The organism is Candidatus Methylacidiphilum fumarolicum (assembly GCF_949774925.1).
GTDB classification, from domain to species: Bacteria; Verrucomicrobiota; Verrucomicrobiia; order Methylacidiphilales; family Methylacidiphilaceae; genus Methylacidiphilum; species Methylacidiphilum fumarolicum.
This window is the reverse complement of sequence record NZ_OX458932.1, coordinates 824,101-849,746: the sequence shown is the minus strand read 5'-3', so window position 1 is coordinate 849,746 and position 25,646 is coordinate 824,101. Positions and strand designations below refer to the sequence as shown.

Annotated in this window: 21 protein-coding genes, 1 tRNA gene, 1 other RNA gene and 1 pseudogene; 15 read left to right on the top strand and 9 right to left on the bottom strand. The window is 41.9% G+C overall.

The genetic code is table 11. From position 1 onward, the window contains the following. Positions 1 to 180 precede the first annotated feature (180 nt). From QOL44_RS03790 to QOL44_RS03780, 3 genes are all read right to left on the bottom strand, one after another. A complete protein-coding gene (locus tag QOL44_RS03790) occupies positions 181 to 768 on the bottom strand; it encodes a hypothetical protein (RefSeq protein ID WP_009060647.1) in 588 nt (195 codons plus the stop codon). Positions 769 to 784: 16 nt separating this feature from the next. Next, the gene (locus QOL44_RS03785) at positions 785 to 3,607 is read right to left on the bottom strand and encodes a TonB-dependent receptor plug domain-containing protein (RefSeq protein ID WP_009060645.1); all 2,823 of its coding nucleotides are present in this window, start codon (positions 3,605 to 3,607) and stop codon (positions 785 to 787) included. A 257-nt stretch (positions 3,608 to 3,864) separates the two neighbouring features. Next, on the bottom strand, positions 3,865 to 4,602 hold the full coding sequence (locus QOL44_RS03780; RefSeq protein WP_009060643.1) for a tetratricopeptide repeat protein: 738 nt from the start codon (positions 4,600 to 4,602) through the stop codon (positions 3,865 to 3,867). Between the two features lie 2,007 nt (positions 4,603 to 6,609). Here QOL44_RS03780 and QOL44_RS03775 point away from each other — a divergent pair. Continuing rightward, positions 6,610 to 6,807: pseudogene (locus tag QOL44_RS03775) on the top strand (IS1634 family transposase); the annotation flags it as partial. 558 nt (positions 6,808 to 7,365) lie between these two features. Here the strand turns inward: QOL44_RS03775 and QOL44_RS03770 are convergent. After that, positions 7,366 to 7,512 carry a hypothetical protein gene (locus QOL44_RS03770; RefSeq protein ID WP_166791424.1) on the bottom strand — a complete coding sequence of 49 codons (147 nt, stop codon included), beginning with the start codon at positions 7,510 to 7,512 and terminating at the stop codon, positions 7,366 to 7,368. 18 nt (positions 7,513 to 7,530) lie between these two features. Between QOL44_RS03770 and QOL44_RS03765 the strand changes: the two genes are divergently transcribed. Further along, on the top strand, positions 7,531 to 7,668 hold the full coding sequence (locus tag QOL44_RS03765) for a hypothetical protein (protein WP_009060635.1): 138 nt from the start codon (positions 7,531 to 7,533) through the stop codon (positions 7,666 to 7,668). Positions 7,669 to 8,172: 504 nt separating this feature from the next. Here the strand turns inward: QOL44_RS03765 and QOL44_RS03760 are convergent. The 3 genes from QOL44_RS03760 to QOL44_RS03750 form a co-directional block, all read right to left on the bottom strand. Further along, entirely contained in the window at positions 8,173 to 8,475 is a 303-nt protein-coding gene (locus QOL44_RS03760; protein ID WP_009060633.1) for a hypothetical protein, read from the bottom strand. A 325-nt stretch (positions 8,476 to 8,800) separates the two neighbouring features. Continuing rightward, a complete protein-coding gene (locus tag QOL44_RS03755) occupies positions 8,801 to 8,938 on the bottom strand; it encodes a hypothetical protein (RefSeq protein WP_166791615.1) in 138 nt (45 codons plus the stop codon). 13 nt (positions 8,939 to 8,951) lie between these two features. Further along, the gene (locus QOL44_RS03750; protein ID WP_283401205.1) at positions 8,952 to 9,098 is read right to left on the bottom strand and encodes a hypothetical protein; all 147 of its coding nucleotides are present in this window, start codon (positions 9,096 to 9,098) and stop codon (positions 8,952 to 8,954) included. Between the two features lie 1,960 nt (positions 9,099 to 11,058). On the opposite strand from QOL44_RS03750, the gene accD reads away from it, so the two are divergent. The 8 genes from accD (at position 11,059) to QOL44_RS03710 (ending at position 18,419) form a co-directional block, all read left to right on the top strand. Next, positions 11,059 to 11,892, top strand: a complete 834-nt coding sequence (accD, locus tag QOL44_RS03745) for an acetyl-CoA carboxylase, carboxyltransferase subunit beta (protein ID WP_009060623.1) — start codon at positions 11,059 to 11,061, stop codon at positions 11,890 to 11,892. Between the two features lie 390 nt (positions 11,893 to 12,282). Then, positions 12,283 to 14,496, top strand: coding sequence for a serine hydroxymethyltransferase (locus tag QOL44_RS03740; protein WP_079199484.1), 2,214 nt, complete (start codon positions 12,283 to 12,285; stop codon positions 14,494 to 14,496). Between the two features lie 93 nt (positions 14,497 to 14,589). Continuing rightward, positions 14,590 to 15,042: a hypothetical protein gene (locus QOL44_RS03735; protein WP_045086689.1), complete on the top strand. Its 453-nt coding sequence runs from the start codon at positions 14,590 to 14,592 to the stop codon at positions 15,040 to 15,042. Positions 15,043 to 15,188: 146 nt separating this feature from the next. Beyond that, positions 15,189 to 15,283, top strand: an RNA gene (ffs, locus tag QOL44_RS03730) — signal recognition particle sRNA small type. Between the two features lie 7 nt (positions 15,284 to 15,290). After that, positions 15,291 to 17,069, top strand: a complete 1,779-nt coding sequence (dnaX, locus tag QOL44_RS03725; RefSeq protein ID WP_009060615.1) for a DNA polymerase III subunit gamma/tau — start codon at positions 15,291 to 15,293, stop codon at positions 17,067 to 17,069. Further along, on the top strand, positions 17,066 to 17,374 hold the full coding sequence (locus tag QOL44_RS03720) for a YbaB/EbfC family nucleoid-associated protein (protein ID WP_009060613.1): 309 nt from the start codon (positions 17,066 to 17,068) through the stop codon (positions 17,372 to 17,374). The genes dnaX and QOL44_RS03720 overlap by 4 nt, the downstream gene beginning before the upstream one ends. 18 nt (positions 17,375 to 17,392) lie before the next feature. Continuing rightward, positions 17,393 to 17,992, top strand: a complete 600-nt coding sequence (gene recR / locus QOL44_RS03715; RefSeq protein ID WP_009060611.1) for a recombination mediator RecR — start codon at positions 17,393 to 17,395, stop codon at positions 17,990 to 17,992. Positions 17,993 to 18,107: 115 nt separating this feature from the next. Next, positions 18,108 to 18,419 (top strand): hypothetical protein, encoded by a 312-nt coding sequence (locus tag QOL44_RS03710; RefSeq protein WP_009060608.1) that lies wholly within the window; start codon positions 18,108 to 18,110, stop codon positions 18,417 to 18,419. A 40-nt stretch (positions 18,420 to 18,459) separates the two neighbouring features. Here the strand turns inward: QOL44_RS03710 and QOL44_RS03705 are convergent, their stop codons facing one another. Further along, positions 18,460 to 19,041, bottom strand: a complete 582-nt coding sequence (locus tag QOL44_RS03705; RefSeq protein ID WP_009060605.1) for a thioredoxin family protein — start codon at positions 19,039 to 19,041, stop codon at positions 18,460 to 18,462. Positions 19,042 to 19,118: 77 nt separating this feature from the next. Between QOL44_RS03705 and QOL44_RS03700 the strand changes: the two genes are divergently transcribed. Continuing rightward, positions 19,119 to 19,562 carry a universal stress protein gene (locus tag QOL44_RS03700; RefSeq protein ID WP_009060603.1) on the top strand — a complete coding sequence of 148 codons (444 nt, stop codon included), beginning with the start codon at positions 19,119 to 19,121 and terminating at the stop codon, positions 19,560 to 19,562. A 189-nt stretch (positions 19,563 to 19,751) separates the two neighbouring features. Then, on the top strand, positions 19,752 to 21,479 hold the full coding sequence (locus QOL44_RS03695) for an NADPH-dependent assimilatory sulfite reductase hemoprotein subunit (protein ID WP_009060601.1): 1,728 nt from the start codon (positions 19,752 to 19,754) through the stop codon (positions 21,477 to 21,479). A gap of 60 nt (positions 21,480 to 21,539) precedes the next feature. On the opposite strand, the gene QOL44_RS03690 is transcribed toward QOL44_RS03695, so the two are convergent. After that, positions 21,540 to 22,370 carry a GntR family transcriptional regulator gene (locus QOL44_RS03690; protein ID WP_009060599.1) on the bottom strand — a complete coding sequence of 277 codons (831 nt, stop codon included), beginning with the start codon at positions 22,368 to 22,370 and terminating at the stop codon, positions 21,540 to 21,542. A gap of 146 nt (positions 22,371 to 22,516) precedes the next feature. Between QOL44_RS03690 and queA the strand changes: the two genes are divergently transcribed. The 3 genes from queA to dinB all read left to right on the top strand — a co-directional run bounded on the left by queA (position 22,517) and on the right by dinB (position 25,601). Further along, positions 22,517 to 23,521 (top strand): tRNA preQ1(34) S-adenosylmethionine ribosyltransferase-isomerase QueA, encoded by a 1,005-nt coding sequence (gene queA, locus QOL44_RS03685; protein ID WP_009060597.1) that lies wholly within the window; start codon positions 22,517 to 22,519, stop codon positions 23,519 to 23,521. 120 nt (positions 23,522 to 23,641) lie between these two features. Further along, positions 23,642 to 23,718, top strand: a tRNA-Arg gene (locus QOL44_RS03680). A gap of 773 nt (positions 23,719 to 24,491) precedes the next feature. Then, positions 24,492 to 25,601 (top strand): DNA polymerase IV, encoded by a 1,110-nt coding sequence (dinB, locus tag QOL44_RS03675; protein ID WP_009060594.1) that lies wholly within the window; start codon positions 24,492 to 24,494, stop codon positions 25,599 to 25,601. The last annotated feature ends 45 nt before the right edge of the window (positions 25,602 to 25,646 follow it).

Here is a 25,646-nt window from a genome sequence, read left to right as displayed (position 1 = left end):
AAGTCAACCAACCACGTATTTCCTCGGCTGAGAGATCACTTGATCTACCAGAAGGGCTATAGAAAGTGCCTGTCTTGTTGTTATTTTCTTTTACAGGTCCAGCTGTTGAGTAATCGGTAGATTCATAAGGAAGAAGAACCACCCATAGGCATTTCCGATATGGTATGAATCTGAATGAAACTAGCGATCGGAAGCTGGCAACGGTAAGTTTGGATCGAGCTTATGTGCCTGGTGTTCTAAAGATATTGCCTCAGTCATTTTTCCTTCCATCCGAAAGGTAGCGGCATTATTCATAAGACAGAGAGCCAGCAGTTTTTTTTGCACCTCAACCCCTTTGCCTCCCCCAGCTCCCGCTTGGCGGTAAGTAGAACCTGCGCTATATCCACTGGTCATCTCTCCCTGGCTTACCGCAGCACGCCCAAGACCAATAGCCCGAGCAAACATCTTATGAGCTTCGGAGTATTTGCCTTCGGTCGCATAGACCACTCCAAGATTGTTATAGGGAAGTAGAAGACTGAATGAGCCAAAGCTAGCTCTCGCCATCATCGTATGAAGATCCGCTTCCGCTGCTTTCTCAGCCTCTGCCGGATGGCCAGAATTCAAAAGAGCCTGAGCCTGTTTACCCTCTCCATTAGCTCCAAGGATGAACTGTAGCTGCCATCCCATGGAAGTGGGCTTCGTCACCTGCTTGGGGAATACTACTCCAAGAGGAATAGCAAAAAGAAAACACTGAACCAACCACCGAATTAGGGATCTGTATGAAATCATTGTACACCTTTTCCAACTAAAATTGGTAACTCACTTGACCTTGGATCCAAAATGGCCAAGAAACCATGAGCTCGTCATAATTGTTGAAGGAAGTCGCAAATCCACTACCGGATGTCATCCAGTTGTGCTGATCAGTGACGTTCCAAAACCATACACGGGCTGTCCAATGTTTGTCAGGACTCGTGTAACTAATTCCAAGGTTAAGCGTATACTGCCAAGGAATCCTCACTTGGTAATCATAGGCGAGATATTGTGGGCTTGTAGCGTTAAAGGATGCAAAAAAACCGATCCCAGAATCCAATGTATAGGTCGCCATGAACGAGGTTTGGAAATTAGGCCAGCCAACATAGTTATATGTCCCAAATGGAAAATATCCAAATAAGTCGAATGGATATTTCGCTGGATTGAGAAGAACATAATTGCTTGGATAAGGCTGATCCATGCTCGGACCTGTGGTTAGGGGTGGACCATAGTCGAATGTACCCTGGATATACGAGGCATTGGCTACAAGCCATAAATGACGATCCGGCTGATAGACAACTTGCATTGTGGCTCCAACCACATCGATTGGCACCGGAACAAGAAGGACCTTCTTGAAAGATTCTAATTCTTGAAACAACTGATCGAAGGCTGCAGTCAAAATGTTCAGCTTGCCATTGAGCAGGCTGAAGTTGACCCCTCCGCTGAAGAGTCGCTGATGGAGGTGAAGATCGAAGTTGCTTGTCAAGGGGGAAAGGCCGTAAAAAGCTCCAGTTTCAGCTAAATAGGCCTGTTGAAAATCAAAATAGACAGTTGTCCACTCATTCGGCTTCCAACGAGGGCTGAAGTCAAAGTTAGGGATAACAGTAGAAAAGTAGTGTCCAGTAGGATGGAGCGCCTCGCCAAAGTCATAGTAGGTGCTGGGTGTCCCTACTGGATTCTGAGCCGTACCCATAAGGCTCAAGACACTTGCTCCCATGAAAATCGAAAAGTGTTCCCCAAAGTCTATCTGATGCTGCCAGTAAGGTCGCAAGTACCAGGTCTCTGAATCAGTCGAACTAAAATTGCCTGGATTAAACACCTGACCAGGACGGCCAGGAATCGGGACGTCCTGATAGAGGTATTTGGTAAACCAAGGTCTACCAGGCAAATTATACTGAAAATAGGAAGGGTAGACCGCATCCGCCAAAGGACCCATATTCCATGGATTAAAAGTCTGTTCGAAGTCGCCCTCGTAGACAATCATATTGGCATAATCGACTTCAAATCCTGTATTAACGGTATGGTGGATCCGGAACGGTTGCTTCTTTTTTAGGGGAAGATTTTTTTGATCGCTCTGATCCCCTTTTTCTTCTGCTAGTGTTTCCTTGTCACCTCCGATAGGAGTGTCGAAGTTAAGGAGGATTGACGTGTTGTTTTGTCCTACCCAAGAGCCAGGGGTATAGATATTATAAGGCGTAAAATTTTGGTAGTTATAGGTGAACCACTCAAAGTTGCTATTGTTGATGATCTGAAATCCATCGTCGATGTTAATCCTTTGGATAATCTGGCCTCTCTCACTGACTACAAATCCTCCAGAGCCAGGATTTAAAAGATTTGCCCGATAGCCACCAATTGCTGATAAAGGAACAAAATGAATAGTGTTATAATACTTTGGTAGGACAGAAACCCCATAGTTATACAACTCCGGTCCAATATTATAGTTGACCTTATGGTGATCAACCAATACTGGTGGGCCTAGAAATACGTTCGGTATAAAAGCAGAAAGATATTCATGGTCGGAAATAAGCTCTTGAGTAGGTCGGTTAATTCCACCAATTTCGTTATAGCCTTCTGTGTAGAACGAATTATTGAAGAAGATCTCGTAGTTGTCGTAAGGACGGAAGCTCAATGCCCCATAAAAGGCCTCATTGTGAAGATAATCATTATAATAGTAGTTACCCGAGTAGTCACCCAGATAGCTGAACCGAAAGGCAAGCTTGTCATTGATGGGGCCTCCCACATCGGCCTGCCAAACGTTTTGATCGTACATACCCTCCCACACAGTCGCATAGCCGTGAAAAGTATCAAAATAGGGTCGTTTGGTTTGGATATCAAGATAGCCTCCAGCAGCTCGTATCGAAAGGAGGCTAGGCATGGTGGGGCCTTGCACAATGTTGATCTGATCAAAGTCGTTCATATTCATGGGACCACCTTCATAGCCTGTGCCAGGCAGGAAGGAAAGCATCCCGTTGATGTATTTGTTGGCTGGCATGCCGCGGATATTGGGGACTGAGAATTCTCCAAAGGTAGTTCCCATATAAAGTCCTGGGGCCATATACATTAGCGACATCACATTTTGTGTAACGAAAGCGGATTGCTCAATTTCTTGCTTGGTAATAACTTGGACACTTCTTGGAGTATCAATAATATTTGTCGGCATGCCGTAGACGGAATTGATTTCGTATTCGCTTGGCAAGACAGATTCACTGGTTGTCGAAACAATAGTTTCGGGCATGGAGATTGCCTGGGTGCTACCAGATGGTGCCGAGGAAGCAGATGAAGAAGTAGAAGTCGAAGAAGCTGAGGATGATAATGAGTTTTGAGCCAGTAGGGGTTGTAGGCTTCCAAGATTTCTTGGAAGTTGACTTGAGCCGCCATAGACAGAAGAAGGAGAAAGGATATTGGAGTCATGTTGAGGAGTATCCCAACTTTCAGGGCCGCCACCTAGCAGTAAAGGATCATTAGAGGAATTGTCACTGAGAAGAGGCGAAGAACGAGTGGTCGGAAGCTCCTCGCCAGCATAACACAACACAGGAATACTGATACTCATGAATATAGTAGCATATCCAATGATGGCAAATACCTGATAGACAGTCATGGAAGCATATTAAATGTTGCAAATAAAATTGAGCAATAGGAAATAATGTAACATTTATGTTACAGAAATATGGAAATATTACGAATAAATGTAAAAAAATATAACTATGTGTAAATCTACTTCTTGATTGTAGATTATTCTTACTCCATTAAAGATACAGGCATGTCCTTAAGATCCGTTATAATATGAAAAATATAGAGTAAAGTCTTAAAAAGCTTGCTAACTTATTTATACTTTCGAGTAATACAACAAGGCCCCTACCCTTTTATTTGTTTGTCTTGAAATGTGTCGACACCTCCAATCTGGATTTTACTGCGCTCTTTCGGATACCAGTCTGGAGGAGTAGGTCGTGGGGGTGAAGGACGCCGTTGGGGAGGAGGAGAGGATGGATGTTTAGGTTTCGGAGTGGTTGGAGCTGTTGATTGTAACTGCATGAGGGAAGAAAGCTTGGGATTCCATTTCAGTGCTTTTGCCTCCAATGGGCCAGCATCTTCGGTGTTGCCCTGTAATCGATAGACTGTAGCTAAGTTGAAGAGACAGAGAGAAAGGAGATATTTGATCTGTTCAGAGCCTTTGCTGCCTCCTGGCAGGATATACCAGGACCATGGGTTGTAGCCGGATTGTAGTTCTAATCGATCGATCTCCCGCTGTCCGTCTTTGATCGTGCGGCTAAGCAGTTGAGAGGATTCTTCAAGACGGTTTTGATGAACACGAATAACGGCAAGATTATTTAAGACTGGTATGAGTCCAATACCACTAAAAGCTGCTTTTCGGAGTCTTGATTGAACTAATTTCAGATCGGTAAGAGCTGATTTTTCAGCAGCAGAGATATCCCCACTTCGTAGGTGTGCCTGGACGCGATCTATCATTCCTGGTACAATTATAACTATAAGCCGTTTCAAGAGTGGATTTGAACTAGGCTTTTGCGGCAAAGCAAACAGAAAAGTCGAGAGGAAAAGATAAATCCAGAAGGGATAGATCTTTTTCAAATACATTGCTTGTTATAAGGCTATTGCTTACAATATCACTGATTAGCCAATTAGTCTAGTATCCAAAAGTAAGTGGAGTCATTTTGAAGAGTATCCCAACTTTTATGGCCACTACTTAGCATAGAAGTAGGATTCGTCACTCTCTCGCTCAACAATGAAGACGATCTGCTATTCTCATATAACCCTGTCTCAGTGGCAACGACACAATAAGTAATGCCAAGCAGGATAATAAGGATATTAGTAAGATACATCTTACAGGTAAGCATGAAATGTTAATACTGCTGAATAATATGTTATTTCAAATTCTCTTATGTTAAATTTATATGTAATTATTATAACATATAGGTGTCAGTAGTATGGCATATATGTTACATAATTGTTATTCCTTTATTGCGTATATGTCATAATCGTATACAGTACTATCTTATATAGAAACGTTCTATGTAATGAAAATGGAATATCCAAAAGGATCAGGAACGCTTGAGTAGTCTAGTTTGATGTAAGGGAAGCCAATGGCTCTCATGTGTCAATGCTCTATTCAGTCATAAATCTAAAAGATATTTTTGAAGAAGATTGACATGTCTAACGAACCCACAAGACTTATCGAAGCAATACAGCTTCCAAGTACTGTTCCTTAAAACGTACTCGGAAACGCTTACGCCTGACCCAAGTTCGTTCAATTCACCATGGTATTGGACAGGGATGACCAGGGATTGCCAAGACCGTTTCGTTCTACGGGAGAGCGGGCTAGAATTAGCATATCATTTAGGCAATCAAAGAGGACACTTCCCAGTGCCTAGAGTCGTCCATCCAAGGCCAGCCTCCCCTCATCGAGATTCCCATCGGACGGTAGCCCGCTATTACAAGTAAACCTCTTCAACCGAATCGCATGCAGCCGGTTCTGCGGCGTCCACAGGGAAATCTCCGGATCTCCGATCCTTTTTATTTGGTTGTATGCACTATCCCTATCCACATAGCTTATATGCCCAGCACACAAACTTGTTCCACATGCACTGCTTCGGATGAACCTACTTACACCGCGAACAAAGCTAAGAGATCTAAGCTGGATTGACCTTCTCTCGATAGGAACCTCCAGCCAGGCGCCAGAAAATCGATTCGCTTTTTAATCATGCCGCTACGTATTTGTATAATGCGCCTGGAATGCCCTTTACTTGAAACGTTACTTTATATATGTAAATCCTCAGAAACAAATACTGAAGATCCTCGTAATGTAAGAAGAGGGCTTAGGCTTGCATTTATTTGCCTCTCTATTTCCGCCAGCCCCTTGCGCACGCAAAGCAATCGCTTTTTATCTTCCCAAGTGGTGCTTGCGGATGCGTCTTGCTTTAACTGCCTTGCCTGGATTCTTACCAATCGCCTGAAAATTGTGCCGTTTCTTCTCCCTTCCTCCTTATGATATTTAGAGAGATTAGCGAGCAACCATCAAAACCCTCTCTCCTATTTCCCGTGGTCTTTTGAGAAAACTTCAGAAAGTAAAGCCTCTATCTCGACTGCTTCTCCATATAATCGCTTCGGAACTTGTAGTTGCGCTGCGTAGGGAATGACTGCCTCCTTTTCCTTTAAAACAAGTCAAATTATGCCCTGAATCTTTAAGCTAGCTGAAAAAGCAATAACCATCCTTTTACCATGTTCAAGACTCATGAGAGAGATATGCTATCTCCTCTTCTCTTCAAAAGTTTGATACCTACATTCCCCGCATACAATCGAGTGAGTTAGTAACATTCTTGGCGACTTTCCGATTGCCTTTCCGCAGGTCCTTTCACAAGCCAAAAGGATGGCAGCTTGCCTCTCTTTTGTCATGTGAAATTTAGAAGCGAGCGGCTTGTCTTTTTCCTAACCCATGTTTGGTGAAAATGGGCTGATTTTGGGGGTGCTCCAGAGGAGAGGAAGCGATTTTTGCAAAAAACATAGTGCTACACTGTGAATAACTTTTTTTTAATTTATTGCTCGATTATCCTTGCATGTTTTGGCGTTTTGAAATAATGTCTCTTCATGTTTTTGCGGATCGTGCCAATTCGGCGGCCAAGCGGGAAGGTGGACCAGAATGTCCTGCTGGTGGAGAGCTACTACGATGGAGGGAAGATTAAGCAGCGGACGATTGCCTATCTTGGGCGGAAGGAGCTTCTGGCTCCGCATGTGGACCGGCTTGTGGAGCTTCTGAGAGGAGAGCCATGGGAGATGACAGGGTGCTAGAAGGCGGAATCAGCGGCTGTTCGAGGATTCTTTCCGCCCTGAAAATCAGCTCCTTAGAGCCTTGGAAACCCAAAAAAAAGAACCTCTAAAGCCCCCACATAGTGACACATTGAAAAAATGACCATTGATAATCAATAACTTACGAAATTTTCACCAAACATGGGCTAACACAGAAACAAGCCGCTGCGCAAAGTGGGATATCCAGTAAGCCAATCGCTTGGCTTTTCTTCCGCCCATCTTAGGCGGCACAGGATCTTTGAGTAGATCATTGCAGTGGAGGCTAACAGCCATTTTTCGATCCCTTCCTAGCTATCATCGAGGGGTACCTTCCACATTCTTACCGGAGATCGGTTCGAGCTTACGTCGCTTTCTGTCATAAGTTTGCCCTGCTCTCCTCGTTCGCGAGAGACTTTCCACGAAGCGGTCCAAGCCTGATAAAGAGACGAAAAAACACTCATTCTCGGCTGCTTAGCGAAGGCAAGAGATCCTATAGCATCTCGTGCTTTTTCTGGTTGAGTAGCAGGTTCTCCGCTCGGGATCGTTCGCCACATCGTCTTATCTGGCAACATCGGCTTTCCCCACGGCCTCTGGTCTTTTCTTTTGTGTTTGCACAAACCGTAAAGACAGATTGTAAAAGCAGGGAATGATCGAAAAAATCTCCTTGGTCATCTCTTTCTGCGGAAAGAGGGATTCAGCGTTCATGACGGGGATTTTGGTCCCATGGGACTAGCAAAACTTCTCGAACCATCCGAAGCAGAACTGGACCAGACGGTCCTTGCGAGCCACTACGATCCTGGAAATCTTGCTCGTTTCCTCCAGATCCATCAGACGCAGAAAATTCTTTCTCTTGTAGTTTAGTCCGCTGCATTCTATCCCCCAGCTATTCGGCCAACGTTTTGCCTTGTGCCAGACAAAACCTTGCCAATGCTTCCCGCTGATTCTTCAGATCCCCCTTTTGTCCATAACTAGAGACTTTTGTGTAGACGCTTGTGCGGCGCTCTCGTCGCCCATTGACAATCATCCGCAGGTAGTCCCTCGTAGGTGTAGTATCGCCGGTTTGCCCCAGTCCGTTTGGCGGGCAGAACCTCTTTGCACCACCTTTCGTTGCAGCGTGTTTACGCTCAGACCGATCAACACGCAAAACTTCTTCGGCGATATAGGTTCGCCATGCCTATTTATAACTAGATTGACATGGCAATATCAATAACTCTATTCTTCACTCTTTTGCTTGAAGTAAAAAAACCCCTAGCAATACAAAAAGAACAAATAAAATCCTATTCACTTATATCGACATTAGAATAAGACAACGGAAGACGTCAAAGAACAGCCAAAAATGATAACTTATCATCAACCCAACAATATTTAATAATCATCGTCTTCAAAGCTTTCCTCATCTTCCCAATCCCAACCAAAATACCTTTCGTTTAATGGATGGTGCGAGTAAAAATAAAAATTATTCCCCGCCTCAGTTCCCCAACCCCACGTATAAGGAATAGGACTTAATCCACGATATTCTCTGAAATAAAAATTTCTTCCCACTTGAGATCCAAAGATGAAATTTTTCCCATCTGTCCACGAGAAGTTTCTGACCATACAAAAACCAGAAGAACTTATAAGTGGAGAACTTACAAGTAAGGCAAGAGACAAAATAATGGCTTTTTTCATAAATTTTTCCTTTCCGTAAAGTATACCAAAATACTTTTCATTCTAACTCTTATTAGGAGATTAAACTTCTATGATCAACGTTTTTTGATGTGCTCGGACGTCCGGCGACTAGTGCTCCACCAGTTGTGAAATCCAGTATTACCTATCGGTATTCCATTAGCGCATGCCAGTTAGAGAAAATCGCGCTTATTTTCCATAAAAGCCACCCGATCAGGATGGGCTGCCGTTATCAACTTTATCACACGCCTCCACTTTCAAGGCTGATATATGGCTAACGTAATAGACCAAATCCACACACCTTCAGAAGCCTCCTATACGATTGCTACTACATTATGCTTTCTATTCGATACGGAAGGAACTCCATGTAGTCTCTCGTACAGGAAATAGCCCAAATGACAATAAAAAGTTCAATGATGTAAATCACATACATCATCGCTTCATCTTTGCGAAGATCCTCGCGCATCTTTTTCACTGTCTCAATTATTTCTTTCCGCCTCTTCATCCACCTCCAAGGTCGGAAGATGAGCAACACAACTAATCAACCTACCCCAAGCCAAAAGAAGTTTCGTGTGCGGCAAAGAGCTTGCTCGACATTGGCACCATTCTATATTACATCGATTCAAAGAAGTCTCTCGTGAAGTGGAGAGCTATAAAAAACCAGCAAACTCAAAAAAGATAGTAAAGATAAAGCACCCTTCTTAATAATTCTCCCTGAGTTTCCTAACCTGCCTACCCTTTCCTAAAGAATTACCCTATTTTAAAAGCTGTAAAATTACATTGGGTAAACCTATGCTTTTCCTTTGAGTAAAAGCAAGGCTTGTCTTCAGTGAACATGCCTAAGAAGTGATCCAGTAGGTTGGAACAGTTTCCATAACACTGGCACTTTGTGTTGTGCAGTAATGCAAAGCTTGAACCTGTCGCGCAAGATGGCCCGCATTCAAGAGGCCGCCTGAATTCCCGGGGGGCTGCCCAAAAGCTGCAGTGATGGGAACGCGAGGGCAAGCTTTTGCCTCTTGCCTGCACGGCGGGCGGACGCAAGCGCTACGATCCTGTGCGATTGCACCCAGAGCGATTTCTTGCCACAGCCAAAGCCAATCGGCATACCATTGCCTATGCCCGTGTTTCCAGACACGACAAGAAGGACGTACTGGAAATTATCACGGGTTCAGCACTCGGCTATACGGGCGTCAGCTCAACGCCATGAAACGCTAACAATTTCCCTGTATGCTTGAAGTCACCAAAAACGAACCACAGATGACGATTAGGCAGTTGAAATCCGTCTTAAAGAACTTCTGGTCAGAACGTGCAAAGTATCCGTAGCACCGCAAGAAAGGCGTGCCTGACTGTTTTACATTGACCAACGACCAGTTTTCCCTTGACGAGTGCTGCATCCGCATACCCAAACTGGGTTGGGTATGGAGGCTGGAGTTGTTGCCTTTCACAGGCAAGATCCTGTCCGCTACCGTCTTTCAGGTGCGAACCGGTGGTTTATCAGTATCCATGCCGATACGGACGCTATCGCCCTGGATCTCGCCGAACACCAAAGCGTGATTGGGGTGGATTTGGGGGTATCGGCCCTTATAACACTTTCCACGGTACCCAAAAGATTGCGGAACTGTCTTGCAGTCTCTCTCGCAAGCACCAAGCCGCCAAGACAAAGCTTGAGTGGGCGGACAATGCCCTGGTTCCCAAAGGCAAACGGTTGCCGGTATCAGAGAATGCGAAAAAAGCAAGAGCCAAGCTATCCAGGCTCCTCGCCCGCATCGCCAATATCCAGCAGGACACCTGAAACAAGCTCACCTCCAACCTTATCCAACGGTTTCATCCCATTGTTATCAAAGACTTGAAAGTGGGCGGGAGGCTGTAAAACTATCCCCTGGCTTGGTCCATTGCCGACATGAGTGTTTCCGAGTTCCGGCGGCAACTGGAATACAAGGCGGAATGGTATGGTGACTCAGTGGGGAGTAGGCGATCTCTGGTTTCCCTCCAGTAATACCTCTTCGGCTTTCGGGAAGGTTCGAGGAAAAATACCGCTGGCTGCTCGCCAGTGGACCTGCTCGGACAGTGGAACGCTCCAGGACCGAGACGTGAAGACGGCCAAGAATCTCTTGGCGTATGACTTGGCAGTACTGGGCTCCTCTACGGCGAGTTCCGCCTGATGTGAAGTCTGTGGAGAGGAAGGTGCTGGTCGTCGTCACAAGACGGTAGTGAAACCGGTCTCGGTGAAGCAGGAAGTCAGCTTTGTTTCGGCTGACGAGCAGAAATGAGTAAGTCTGACGGGAAGGTAAAATACCGCAGTCTCTTTGCCGCCACCAACAGTTAGAATACCTAACAGTTTTGAAAAGAGTCAAGTTTAGTCAGCAACAAACGGACCTTTCTTTACTAGAGAAAAGTGCCAACACAAGAGATAGCTTTAAACTGAAAAGGGGCTTTGACTTATCGGCTAAGAACTTGTTAATTATAGACGAAATAATGACCACAGGGGCAACCGTTGAAGAATGCGCGGAAGTCTTGAAAAAAGAGGGCAGCACTAAGGACATAGCAGTTTTGACCGTCGCTAGAAACTAAGGAGCTTGAAAAACAGTGATCAACAAAGACAAACCACAAATTCCGTCAGGAGACAAAGTGCTTGATATACCTGAAGGGCTATGGACAAAGTGCCCTTCTTGTTCCCGTTTCCTTTATAATAAGGAACTGCAGTTGAACCAATCAGTCTGTCAATATTGTCAGCATCATTTTCCTCTTCAAGCCTTGGAACGTATCTCCTTCCTTGCTGATCCTCAAAGCTTTGTTGAATATGATCACAATCTCCTTTCTGTTGATGTCCTTGGATTTAGCGGTGAAAAAAGCTACGAAGAAAGGCTTCGTTATTATCAGGAAAAAACGGGCCTTAACGAAGCGGTGGTTTGCGGAAAATGCACCATTGGTTCTATTCCAGTTTTTATTAGTGTTATGGATTTTAACTTCCTTGGAGGAAGTATGGGCAGTGTAGTAGGGGAAAAAATAACCCGAACGATTGAAAGATCCCTGTCAGAAAGAATACCTCTTATTATCATATCCGCATCGGGCGGGGCCCGAATGTACGAGGGGATGATAAGCCTTATGCAGATGGCTAAGACCTCTGCTGCTCTCCAACGGCTTTCTCAGGCGGGCATTCCTTATATCTCCGTGTTGACCAATCCTACAATGGCCGGTGTTACTGCTAGTTTCGCTTCCCTAGGAGATGTGATTATTGCTGAACCTAAAGCAATGATCGGTTTTGCAGGCAGTAGAGTGATCAAAGAGACAACGCAGCAAGAGCTGCCGCAGGGTTTTCAAACATCGGAATTCCTGTTGGAAAAAGGCCTTATCGATAAAATAATCCACAGAAAAGATCTTAGATCTTCTCTAAAAGAGCTACTTTATTTTTTGGTCTGATTGCCATGATTCCTTTTCAAAAGAAGAAGATATTGTTAAATGGGCTATTGAACCCAATGCAATGCATTGCCAATTTCTCCGATCATAATGAAAAAGGATCGTAAATTTCATTCTTTCCAATAAATGTTCTTTTGAACCCTATTTTTCATTTTTCTTAAAAGAAAGTTTCTTGAAATTTTTAATTATCAGTGTTTCTTTGATTGAAAGTGAAATTTTCGTTTCATCATAGACCAAGGGAGATTCTTCTATACATTGTCTATTTCTGAAAAATACTCTCCGCTTTTCCATTCCGCTTTTTCCATGTTGTCAAAGCGATGAAAATTTTTTTGGCTAAAAAATCTAAACATATAAAAAAGATAATAAAGAAAGAGGCTTAGAAAAGATCGTGGGATGAAAAATATTTTGTTTGTTTGTACTGGTAATATTTGCAGAAGCCCTATGGCTAAAGGCCTTTTTGAATCTTTGATCCGTGGAAATAAGGACATTAAAGTAGATTCCGCAGGCATAGGAGCCATTAGCGGTCTGCCACCAAGTGCCCATGCTATAGAGGTCATGGCCGAAATAGGCATCGACATTTCTCATATTCGAAGTAAGCCAGTCAATTCAGAATTAATTAGGAAGGCAGATTTTATTTTCTGCATGAGCTATTCCCATCTGGACTCTCTGCTACTTCTCTATCCAGAGGCTGGGGAAAAAACATTTCTTCTTTTGGAATTTGCAAACGATCTGCCCATAATGGCAAGGGAAATTCCTGATCCTATAGGTGGTTCTATTGAACTATATAAACTCTGTCGGGATCAAATGAGACAGGTTATGCCAAAAATTCTGTCTTTCGTTTTGAGCAAAGCCTCTTCCTATAGCAATGTCTCTGGTTCCACCACCGAAAGCAAAGATAAAAGCAGGCTTCGTGTCCTTCTTGGCTCCAATTTTTATGGGGCTGAACTCAAAAATGCTTCCAAGGAAATTCTTGAAACGTGGCATATCCCCTTTGAAGAGATTGTCCCCACTGATCCTCTCGACATAGTAGAAATGGTTGAGAGGATAGCTGTGGAGCTTCTAGAAGGAAACTTTGATACCAGCATTCTTTTTTCAAAGAATGGAATTGATGTAGAGATAGCAGCCAACAAATTTCCTCAGCTCCGAGCTGTCCGAGCTACTGCTCTTTCGGATATTTTGGTGGCAAAAAAAGAATTAAATTGTAACGTATTGTGTCTGGGAAGTCAGTATGTCAAAATAGCCGATCTTCCCCAAATTTTAAAAACTTGGATAGATGGCTCTATTGAAAAGCCAGCTAACCATGAACTTTATGAACCTTTAGAATCTTCCGTACAACAACCTATGCATAGTCAACATCCCCATTTCGAATCAGCCTTAGCTCAAAATGATCCAAAAATTTACTTCCTTATAAAAAAAGAAGCACAAAGACAAAAGCAAAACCTCGAACTTATTGCTTCTGAAAACTTTACTAGCCCTGCAGTCATGGAAGCTCAAGGCAGCTGCCTCACAAACAAGTATGCCGAAGGCTATCCAGGAAGAAGATGGTATGGCGGCTGTGAAAATGTTGATGAAATTGAGTCCCTTGCTATAGAGAGAGCTAAAGAGCTTTTCAAAGCCGAATACGTCAACGTTCAGCCTCATTCAGGCTCTCAAGCAAACATGGCTGTCTATTTTGCTATGCTTAAACCCTTTGATACCATCATGAGCATGGATCTTAGCCACGGTGGGCATTTGACTCATGGGTTTAAGATGAATTTTTCAGGGAAATTTTTCCACGTTTTCCATTACGGTGTTAGTCCAAAAGATGAAAGAATCGATTATGATAGTCTAGAAGCTGCCGTTAGAGAACACAAGCCAAAGATGCTAATCGCTGGAGCTTCCGCTTATCCTGTGATAATAGATTTTCCAAGGCTTAAAAGTATTGCAGACAGCGTTGGGGCTTACCTCATGGTCGATATGGCGCATATAGCAGGACTTGTGGCCACTGGACTACATCCTTCTCCTATACCCTATGCAGACTTTGTCACTACGACTACGCATAAAACTTTGCGAGGGCCACGAGGTGGAGTTATTTTTGCCAAAGCCCAGTATGGGAAAGAAATTGACAGCCAAGTCTTTCCAGGTATTCAAGGTGGTCCTTTAGTTCATGTGATCGCTGCCAAAGCCGTTTGCTTTCATGAAGCTTTGCAAGAGTCTTTTATTGAATATCAAAAACAGGTGATCAAAAATGCAAAAGCCTTAGCCGAGGGGTTGAAAAAAAATGGATACCGGCTTGTCTCTGGTGGAACAGAAAATCATCTTATTCTTGTAGATCTTAGGCCTCTTGGTATTACAGGAAAAGAGGCCCAGGATATTTTAGATTCCGTCGGGATTACAGTGAACAAAAACACAATTCCTTTTGATACGGTTCCTCCCTACCAGGGAGGAGGGATCCGCATAGGCTCGCCCGCGGTCACTACACGTGGGATGAAGGAAAACGAGATGTTTGATATTGCTGAATGGATTCATCAGGCGCTGATGCATAGAAAAGATCCTAAGACGCTAGAAAAAATAAGACAATCGGTCTTAGAACTAACCAGTAGGTTCCCATTGCCATTTGATAGATAACATTTTTTTTCCAATGCATTCCTCTTGAGTTGACATCTTAACAACAAGTTTTGTTTAATGTATGCCAAATTTAACCCGAAAATAGGTTTTCACATGCATAAATTGAAAAATTATTCGAAATGTTATGGTTATATTTCAAACTGGAAAAAACTCTTCTTTCCCTTCCTACTCTTTTCTTTTTTAATTGGCTGCAACCCTTCGCCTAAAAGCGGAGATACAAACCCCGATAAAAAAAAGGAAGAGGCCACCGCCTCACAAGAATCTTCCTCTCAGGAGCCAGCACTGCCTTCTCCAGAGTTTTCGGCACCAAAGCAGAAGGAAGAAAATAGTCCAGCAGCTTCTTCTTCTAACCCTGGAGAACAAGACCAAACAAAAGCCCCTGCACCCGAACAGGCTCTACAGCAGGAAGTAAAAAAAGAGGCCGACTCTGTTGAAAAAGAAGCAAAACAGAAAGCTGAAAGTCTAGAGAATAATCTAGAACAACAAGCTCAGCCTCAGGCTCCAGCAACTCAGCCTCAAACTCCAGCTCCTGAAAAAGAACCATAAAGGTAGAGAAGACAAGAATAGAAGAAATGTGTTCTTTAGACTCTCTCCTTCTTTTAAGGGAGTCGTGCATTGTCATTATAGCTTCTATTTTTTTTATTTGTATTTTGTTCTTTTACACGAAGAGAAAGTTCGATTACTATTTAATTTACCAAGGACAGTAAAGATACAGGCAGGCTAACCCCGCCAGGTCCGAAAGGAAGCAACGGTAACTTGACCTTATCTGTTACTGTCCTTGGCCTTTTGGATGCATGTACCAAGTTTTTAGTAGAAAATACCGGCCTAAAGTTTTTTCAGAGGTTGTTGGCCAGGATCATGTAGTTAGGACATTGAAAAATGCGATTCGCCTACAAAGAGTCGCCCATGCTTATCTTTTTTCCGGGCCGAGAGGCACTGGGAAAACCACCCTTGCAAGAATCCTTGCTAAATCACTGAATTGTACAGATGGACCAAACGCTGATTTTGATCCCAATGATCCGATTTGTCTCGACATTGATGCGGGTAGATCCTTTGATTGCATTGAAATCGATGGGGCTTCCAATAACGGGGTTGACCAGGTAAGAGATCTGCGGGAGGCAGCTAAAACACTGCCTGTTCAATCACGCTATAAAATATATATTATAGACGAAGTGCATATGCTGACTCAGGCGGCCTTCAATGCCCTTTTAAAGATTCTAGAAGAGCCACCACAGCATGTAAAATTTATTTTCGCAACAACCGAACCCCATAAAATCCCCACAACGGTTATCTCTCGATGCCAACGGTTTCATTTTAAACGTATTCCCCGAAAGCTCATAGCCGATCATCTCCAAAAAATCTGTTCATATGAACAGATCGATGCCGATCGCAAAGCTCTTGAAATCATTGCTGATATAAGTGAAGGAGCACTACGCGATGCAGAAGTCGCTCTAGATCAGCTTATAAGTTTTTATGGAGAAAGAATTGACCTCGCTTCTGTTCAGGAAATGTTTGGCATAGTTGGATTGGAGCCATTGTGTGGAATTCTTAGGGATATAGCTAGCGGGCAGTCTCTGGAAGCATTGAAAAAAGTCCATATGCTTTTAGAATCTGGCAAAGATCCAATATTATTGGCTCGTGAATTCCGTAATCTTTTACATAACGTCGCTCTTTTTAAGGCTTCGATTACAACCCTTAAAGGCCAGCTTGACGCTGAGGAGTTAGATTTGATTAGAGAAGCATCAAAGCATCTTTCACTTCCTTTGGTAATCGATCTTCTTGAAGCCATGGACAGTTGGGAAAATAAACTTCGGTATGCACTACATAAAGAAGTCCTTTTTGAAATTGCCATCCTCGAACTATCCCAGCTAAAAGAAAAAGTAGAGCTAGAAGAACTGTTAGCCATGTACTCTCGAAGCGAAGGGAACCTCTCCGAAGAAAAGATCTTCCCCTTGCCTTCTGCCAAAAAAGAAGACAAACCGATTGAAGAAACATCCTTCGAAGCTATCTCTTCTTTACCTAAAGAAAAGACTTCGGGAAGCGCACAAAGCCAAGCCGATAACACCTCTTTCATTTCTATAGCGGATAAAAAAGAAGACCCTAGAGAACCTCTTCCATCTAGTGATTCACCCGCCCAAAAATGGGATTTTGTTGTGGAATCATTCTCCGCATCTAATCCGGCATTCAAGGAGATTGCCAAGCATCTTCACTTTTATGAACTTGGCGCCGAAGAGCTCAGGATCAACCATTCTATGGAACCAACTGAATTCGCAAAGCGGATTGCCCCTTTTTACCCATCACTTAATCTGGAAGTCAAAAAAGTGTTTGATAAAAAACTTGTTTTTTTCCCACTTCATATCAAAGCTACAACAGCTCTGTCCAAATCAGCATCATCATCCAAAAACAAAAATAAGGGCTATGCCAATTATACAAATGAAGAAAAAAACCAGACAGATAATTTCTCGATTGACGAATCGAGTCTCAAAAATGATCCTTTAATAAAAGAAGCCCTAGAGCTTTTTAAAGGGAAGATCTCGAAAATAGAAAAACGAAATAAAGAAGAGGGCCCGTGAATATTAATAAAATACTGAAACAAGCCCAAAAGCTGCAGGAAGAAGCAAAAAAGATTCAGGAACAATTGGCCTCTCTGACTTTTGAAGGAGAAAGTGGAGGGTCTAAAGTCAAAGCAACCGTCAATGGCGAAGGAGTTCTTGTCAAAATCGCCATCGATCCTAGTCTGTTAGAAACGAAAGATGGTGAAATGATCGAAGATCTCATCGTTGTCGCTGTTCAGGCTGCGCAAGAAAAGGCCAAAGAAGCTTCTCAAGCACAATTTCAAAAGTTAGGGGGTGGCTTGGGTATTCCTGGGATGTTCTAAAACCAAGAACCAAAACAGATGATCGACTTTCCTCCTGTAATTCGAAACCTTATTGAAGCCTTAAAGGAGTTGCCTGCTATTGGTCCACGCTCAGCCGAAAGGATTATCCTTTATCTTCTAGAAGAAAATAAAGGAACAAAACAAAGGCTTATTGCTTCTTTAAAGGAGCTCGAAACAAAAATCACACTCTGTTCTCGATGTGGTTTTTATAGTGAAGAGCCTCTTTGCCAAATCTGCCAGGATCCTTCCAGGGATCTTCTATATTACTGTGTTGTCATTCATCCTGTGGATGTTTTAAAAATAGAAAGAACAGGGGCCTTTCGTGGAGTTTACCATGTGTTAGGCAAAAAAATCTCCCCCTTAGAAGGGCATACCCCAGAAGACCTTCCTATCGCCCACCTCATTCAGAGGATAGACAAGGAAAAACCTAGAGAAGTCATTCTAGCTTTTGGAACAGATGCCGAAGCCGAAGCAACAGCTTTATTCGTCAGTCAAATTTTGAAGAAGAGAGCCATTAAGGTCTCTTCCCTGGCTATGGGACTTCCTGCTGGAAGCGGACTTGAATACGCAGACAGCGTTACCTTAAGTTATGCCTTATCAGGAAGAAGAGAACTTTAAATCCTTCTCAAAAAAAATATTTTATTTATTGAGATTGACTGCTATTTGTTGCTTCCCAAAAGTTTTTTCTTTATTAAGATTTTCTTGTAGGATGAAATTTGTAAAATTTTTTTTAATGAGCTTTCTTCTTCTTCCTCATTTATCCTATGCCCTTATGATGGGGACTTCCAAAGGCCCACGAATTACTATTCTCAATCCTTACGGTGCAGAGAACATGGAAAAAAACAAAATAGTGAGGATTCCCAAAGGAAAAGTGTACATTCAGTCTCTCAACAAAACTGTTGATTCAAAAAAGAAAGATCCTGTGGTTCAGACCCAATCAGTCAATAAAAAGCCTAAAATTTCTTTTGCAGAAATAAAAGGAAAAGCACCTCAGGAAAAGAAAAAAAATCGGAACACCCTCACCCATAAAGGAAAGCCCCTTTAAATAAAAGAAGCTTGAGGGGAAGCACGAGTAATAGAAAGTATTAGTAATTCCACCATGGGGGTTCATTCCCAATTTTCCATTTAAGACTGCAGCCAATACTGGGTTTTTGTTCAGGATCGACTTGTTCCCCTTTAAGGGTAGCTTCAATGGCTTTTGAGAGATCTGTTCCAGTAACAGCCACTCCACTATTTGGTCTACTCTCGTCGTAGCGCCCCCTATAAACTAATTTCCTTTCTTTATCGAAAAGGAAAAAATCTGGCGTACAGACTGCTTTATAAGCTTTTGCCGTTTCCTGAGTTTCATCGAAAAGATAAGGAAAAGTGTAGCCTACTTGAAGAGCTACTTCTTTCATCTTTTCTGGACTATCATCGGGATACCTAGACACATCGTTAGAATTAATTGCCACCGCTGCTAATCCCTCTTTTTGATATTTAGCAATCGTTTGCGCTAAATGATGCTGAATATGTTTTACATAAGGGCAGTGGTTACATATAAACATCACTAATAAGGCTGGGAAGCTATTAAAATCAGATAAAGAAAAGATTTTTCCGCTTACTGCATCTGGTAAAGAAAATTCAGGAGCCTTTGTTCCCAAAGGAAGCATAAGAGATGTAACAGCCATAACAAAAATTTTTTTCCAATTTTCTTTTTTAACTAATAAAAGTCAAATAAAAATAAGAAGGAGGAAAGCAAAAGGATATGTATACAAAAATACTAATTGCCTACGACCGGTCCAAAGGTGGGAGATTGGCTATCGATGAAGGTTTTTGTCTAGCCAAAACTTTAGGATGTCAATTAGGTGTCATTTGGGTTGTTCCTCCAATTCCTTACTATGCAATTAGTCTTGTGATCGAACACGAAGAAGAAGAAAAAGGAGAGAAGTCATTTTTTTCGGAAATAAGAAAAGATATCCAAGAAGCGGAAAATAGATGGGGAATAAAAGTAAGGGAATTTTACAAAAAATATGGTCATCCTGCATTAGAAATTGTCAACTGCGCAAATGAAAATGGCTATGATCTGATTGTCCTTGGACATAGTGGTTATTCAGGTGCTTTGGGTCGGGCATTAGGAAGTACAGCGGCACGTGTTAGCGAGGAGGCAAGATGTTCTGTCTTGATCGCGCGCCATCCTCCTGCTGAATAATAAGATAAAACTCCAGATCCTTCATTCTTACAAGCTACAGCGAAAGCCCTTTTAACCCTTTTTCTTCTCATAGGAATCCCAGAAGGCATTAAACAAAAAATTTAATTTTACGAAGTAAAATATCTTTTTTTTCTTTCATTTTTTAAAAAACATTATATTTTCCTATTATATCTATAGAGATACATAATTATGCCATCACCAGTTGAATCCATTAAGGAAAAGAGTCGGAATCTTCGTGGGGCGATTTTAGCAACACTAAAAAAGGCTTCTGCAACGCATTTTTCCGAAGAAGATTACCAGATTCTTAAATTTCACGGCTGTTACCAGCAAGATGACAGGGATCTAAGGAACGAACGAAAAAAGCTTGGACAAGATAAAGCCTGGATTTTTATGGTTCGAACCAAATGTCCTGGAGGAGCTTTAACAGCCTCTCAATACCTTTCTTTAGACAAACTGAGTGATTCGGTTGGTAATGGAACCCTTAGGATTACGACTAGGCAAGGCATACAACTCCATGGGGTTGTTTTTGGAAAGCTTCATCGTTGCATTTCTTCCATCATTGCCTCTGGCATTCATTCATGGGGTGCCTGCGGGGATATCGTCAGGAATGTAGTGGCTCCTCCCTCTCCTATAAAAGATGGTGCACATGATGAACTTCAAAGACTTGCCCTTTCTATTAGCAATACTTTTCTTTCGAAAAGCAAGGCCTATGCCGAAATTTGGATTAATAACATTCCAGTGGCATATGAATCAGCGCAAGAAAGTTCCGTGGAGGAAGAACCGATCTATGGGAAGGTGTATCTGCCTCGGAAATTTAAAATCGGCTTTGCTATTCCTCCAAGAAATGATGTCGATATTTATTCACAGGACCTTGGTTTCGTTGCCCATGTTTCAGGCACTACAATCGAGGGATTTACCGTTTTGGTTGGTGGCAGTCATGGCATGACCCATGGGGTTGTTAAGACTTATCCTAAACTAGCTGTTCCTTTATTTTATATTCCAAAAGAAAAGCTTACTGAGACAGCCATTGCTATTGTTACAATGCATCGAGATTTTGGTAATAGGGAAGATCGCAAAAGAGCGAGACTGAAATATCTCGTTGATGAAAAAGGGATCGATTGGTTCCGTTTAGAGGTGGTCAAGCGGCTTTCTTTTTCTCCAGAAGCCCCAAAACATTTTTCATTTACTACCGTATCTGATAATCTAGGATGGCATCCTCAAGGCGATGGGAAGTACTTTCTTGGAATCAGAATAGAAAATGGACGAATAGCTGATTTTCCTTCCCTTCCTTTACGAAGTATCCTCCGCTCTATTATAGAAGATTATCAACCTTCGATCCGTCTGACCCCTAACGCCAATATTCTTCTATGCGATATTGACGAAGATAAAAAGGAAAAAATAGGAAAGATTCTTTTAGAAAATCGTCTGTTCCCACTCTCTACTAAGACTGCAGCTAGGAATCTGGCACATGCCTGCGTTGCCCTTCCAACATGCGGGCTAGCCCTTGCAGAAAGTGAAAGAGTCTTTTCCAAAATCATGGATCAGATAGAAGATATTCTAAAAGAACTAGGGCTAGAAAAAGAAGAAATTCTTTTCCGGATGAGTGGTTGCCCAAACGGCTGTTCTCGGCCTTATAATGCTGACATCTCCTTTGTGGGAAGGGCTCCCAACCGCTATGCTCTTTTTGTAGGTGGATCTACCGCAGGAGATAGACTAGCCAGTCTACAGAAAAGAGTGGTTGACATCAACGACATCCCAGCGGTAGTCCGTGAATATCTGGAAGATTTCGTTCGTAACAGAAGACACGAAGAATCATTCAGTCAATACTGGCATAGAATTAATCCTAATTGTGAGCAATCTTTTCCCCAAAATTTCCACATGGAAATGTCTTCCTTACAAACAAAAAATATTTCCTAAAAAAGCTTCTTAGGATTTACTTCCTGTAAGGATCTCCCATAGGGAGCAGCAGCATCTCAATTAGCAATGGCTCTGACCATTTTTAATGGGTTGTACGAACAACGGAGAAAATTGGCGTAAAGGCAATGCCGAAGGATTATGAAAATTTTTTGAAGGATCTCTTTCTAACTCCAGTTCGTAGATCACGCGATCACACCGATAAAATCGTTTCTGGAAATAAATAGGTTGATCCGAAACGGTAAAGGAAGTCCGATGAATCGCTAGAACAGCCTGGTTTTCTTTTATTTCTAAATAGCTTGCCAGTTCCCTATCCGCATTCACAGCTTCAATCAAATATCGACCACGAATTACAGGAATCTTGTATTCACGTTGTAATATCTGATATATAGTTTCCCTTTCTAGATCCCGACCATCCAAAAGTCGGGCATAATAAAGAGGAATCCAGGTTCTATCAAAAGCAATAGGTTTTCCATTGCCAAGACGTAACCGATCAAGCCGAACACAAACACTCCGCTCTTCAATACCTAACTCCTTGGCAATATCCTTTGAAGCATTTTCTTGTGCATAAAATAAAACTTTGGATGAAGGCTCAATACCAGCGCTCGAAATATCTTCAGAAAAATCAGTCAGTCTGACCAATCCATGACGTAACCTAAAATCAGCAACAAAAGACCCAAGCCCTTGTTTTCGATAAATCAACCCCTCTGATTCCAAAGTTTGAAGGGCCCTTCTGACCGTAATACGGCTTATGTTAAAGGTCTTTTGAAGCTCTTTCTCCGAAGGAAGTTGCGCACCAATCCCCAGACGACCAGAATCAATTTCGTTCCTAATCCACTGGCTAACTACCTCATGTCGTGGTAACCGTTGATAGCGAGAAGTACCTGATTGCATTTATTTCTCTATAGATATACTATATTTGAAAACAATACAAGAATAATTTTTTAAACTTGATCAATTGAAATATCAAATCATAACATTATATAAAAACACCTTTTTTGCCAACATTTTTCATTTTGTCTCACTGATAAACTAAAACAATGGAAGAGTATTCATTTTCATTACCCAAGGAACTGATTGCCCTTGATCCAACGCCTCAAAGGGATCATTGCAAACTAATGGTAGTCGACAGAAAAACTGGTCGTTTTTATCACTGCCAATTTGCTGATCTTCCCCAATTTCTTTCAAAAGAAGACCTCCTTGTCTTGAATAATTCGAAAGTATTGCCTGCTTTTTTCAAATCAATGGATGAAAAGACAACCTTTCTTTTTGTAGAGGCTCTAACCCCCTACCAATGGAAAGTCATGGCGTCCCCCTCCAAACATGTAAAGAGTGATTCAATCGTTTGGCTAAAAAAGTCGCAAAAAGATGGGTATTGTGAGCTTGAGGCAAAAATCGTTTCTAAACTTTCCGATGGCTATTATATCCTGGAATTTGATAAAGAACCCAATCTGGAAAGCCTTGGTCTTCCTCCCCTTCCTCCTTATATCCGAAAGTTGCGAAGAAAGAATAACAGACCTGAAATAGATCAGCAGGATATGGAATACTATCAGACCGTCTTTGCCCAACGTCCAGGATCGATTGCGGCTCCCACAGCTGGACTACATTTTTCAAAAGGGTTACTTAGCAAGTTTAAAACCGCTTTTATTACTCTTCATATTGGTCCCGGCACTTTTCGTCCCCTTACACCTAAACAGCTAAAAACAGCGAAATTAGAACCGGAATATTTTATCATCGATGCCAACCTAAAAAAAATGTATAAAGAGGGGCAACGAATTGTTGCCATTGGCACCACGGTCGTACGTGTTTTAGAAACGATAAAAAACCTAGAACCTCAAGAGGGATGGACTGATCTTTTTATTTTTCCTCCCTTCCAATTCCAGCGGACAGGGGCTTTAATCACCAATTTTCATTTACCAAAATCTAGCTTGTTTCTTTTAACCTGTGCTTTTGCAGGTACCGATCTTCTTAAAGCGGCCTATGAAGAAGCAATCAAAAAAGGCTATAGGTTTTATAGCTATGGTGATGCTATGCTTATTCTTTAAAAGATTTAAACAGTTTTCCTTTATAAAGGAAACAGAAAAAAATAGCCATCACCGAACAATTGTTCTATGCTAGAGGACAATTTATAATCGTTTTTAAAAGCAGTTTCCATTTTAGAGAGAGGTCCCGTAGCTCAGAAGGATAGAGCAGCGCTTTCCTAAAGCGCGGGTCGGCAGTTCGAATCTGCCCGGGACCGCCAGTTTTTCCCCTCCTTCATTCCCTTCCTATCGATCAACGAGCACACTTTTTCTTCTATCGCTTTAGTCTACCTTTCAACTATTTGATGTGCCCTTTCTGCCCAAAGAAGATTGCATTGAGAGGTTAGTAGGGAGGAAAATTGAAAACGTTAATGACTCATTAAGCTATCATGAATGACAGATATTTTTAACCAAACAAAGACAGCTGCAATTTTTAAATTAAAAACCTTTTCTTTGGATTTGGAAAAACTACTGTTATAACATTTCTCTTAGATAAAATCCCGATAAAAACTTATAGGCATAGATAAACTTTTCGCCCCTTAGATCGATATCCACCTTCTTTTGATTCACCCGAAGAACTTAAGATAGGAGAAAAATCTATTATTTTGGGAAAAATGCCTTAACTATTAGAAAATGGAGTATTTTCATAAAAACACGGGGACAAATAAGAAAAAAAATCCGCTATATTTTTGCTAACATTTACGAAATAGAACAAAATTGAATCATAATAATTTTTATGAAACTATGAAATTTCCTGTTTTTATTTTTGTATTTATTCTTCTTTTTGTCATTGTATGGGGATTTGCTTTTTATTATATCTCCACAAGATTTTGAATCCTTTTATTAACAGATTAATTAACGTCTCATGACTGAAGTCTAAGCTTACTTGGGCCTTTGATATAGGGCATAGCGCTGTTCCTTGTGTCTTTTTGTTGGACGAATCCAAAAGAATCAAAAACTGCTTAAAATCCCTCTTTTGTGCTATTTTTTAGATGTGATCATTTCAAATGCTTCTTATGAAGAGCCATCTGTCATAAGCAAAGAAAGAGGTTGGTTTATATTCGTAGATCTCGATGCATTCTATGCTTCCGTGGAAATACTTCAGCATCCTGAATTAAAAGAAACTCCAATGGTAGTATGTATGGGTAGCCTACAAGGCAGAGGAGTAGTATCTACCGCCTCTTACGAGGCAAGAAAATACGGGGTGCGCAGCGGGATGCCACTGCGAAGAGCTATTTCCCTCTGCCCTGGCCTTATCCTTGTGCCCGCACATCATGCTCTTTACGAGGAATATTCGGCAAAAGTTTATGCTCTTTTAAGAACCTTTTCAGAGCGAATCCAAAAAGTATCTATTGACGAGGCCTGCTTGGAGCTAGACCCACATATCGAACCTGAAAAGATGGCATTGGCAATTCAAAAAGCTATTAAAGAAAAACTTGGTCTACCCAGCACTATTGGAGTAGCCTCCAATAAACTTGTGGCAAAGATCGCTTGCGACCTTGCAAAACCCAATGGGGTCAAGGTCGTCCCCAAGGGCACTGAAAAAACTTTTTTAGCACCACTACCTGTAGAAAAAATTCCAGAAGTCGGTCCTGCAACTGTTAAAAAATTGCATACCATGGGAGTAATCACTATTGATGATTTAGCAAAGATACCAGAACAACAATTAATAGAAAAGTTTGGGAAACGAGGCCGATACTTTCACCTGGCCTCTTTGGGCATAGATCTTAGTCCTTTGGAGCTGGAAAGCAAACCTCGGTCTATGAGTCGGGAAGTAACCTTCAATAAGGATACTAAAAATCTAGACCTACTTAGAAAAGAGCTTTGCGGCATGAGTCAAACACTGGCCGAAGATCTTAAAATACAAGGACTCGTCGCAAAAACAGTCTTTATTAAGTTGAGATACTCTGATTTTTCTACCCTTTTACGCCAGCTCACTTTGACATCCCCAACACACAATCCACTCGAGATTGCTTCCTGTGGCATTTTACTGCTAAAAGCAAACTTACAAAAGGATCGAGCCGTTAGACTAATTGGTCTTGGAGTGCGTAATCTTATTGAAAGGAATAAAACTAGAATTGAGGAGAAAGAAGAAAAGAATTAGACAAAAATTCCTTCCCTATTATAGGCTTTACTTATAAGGTATTAT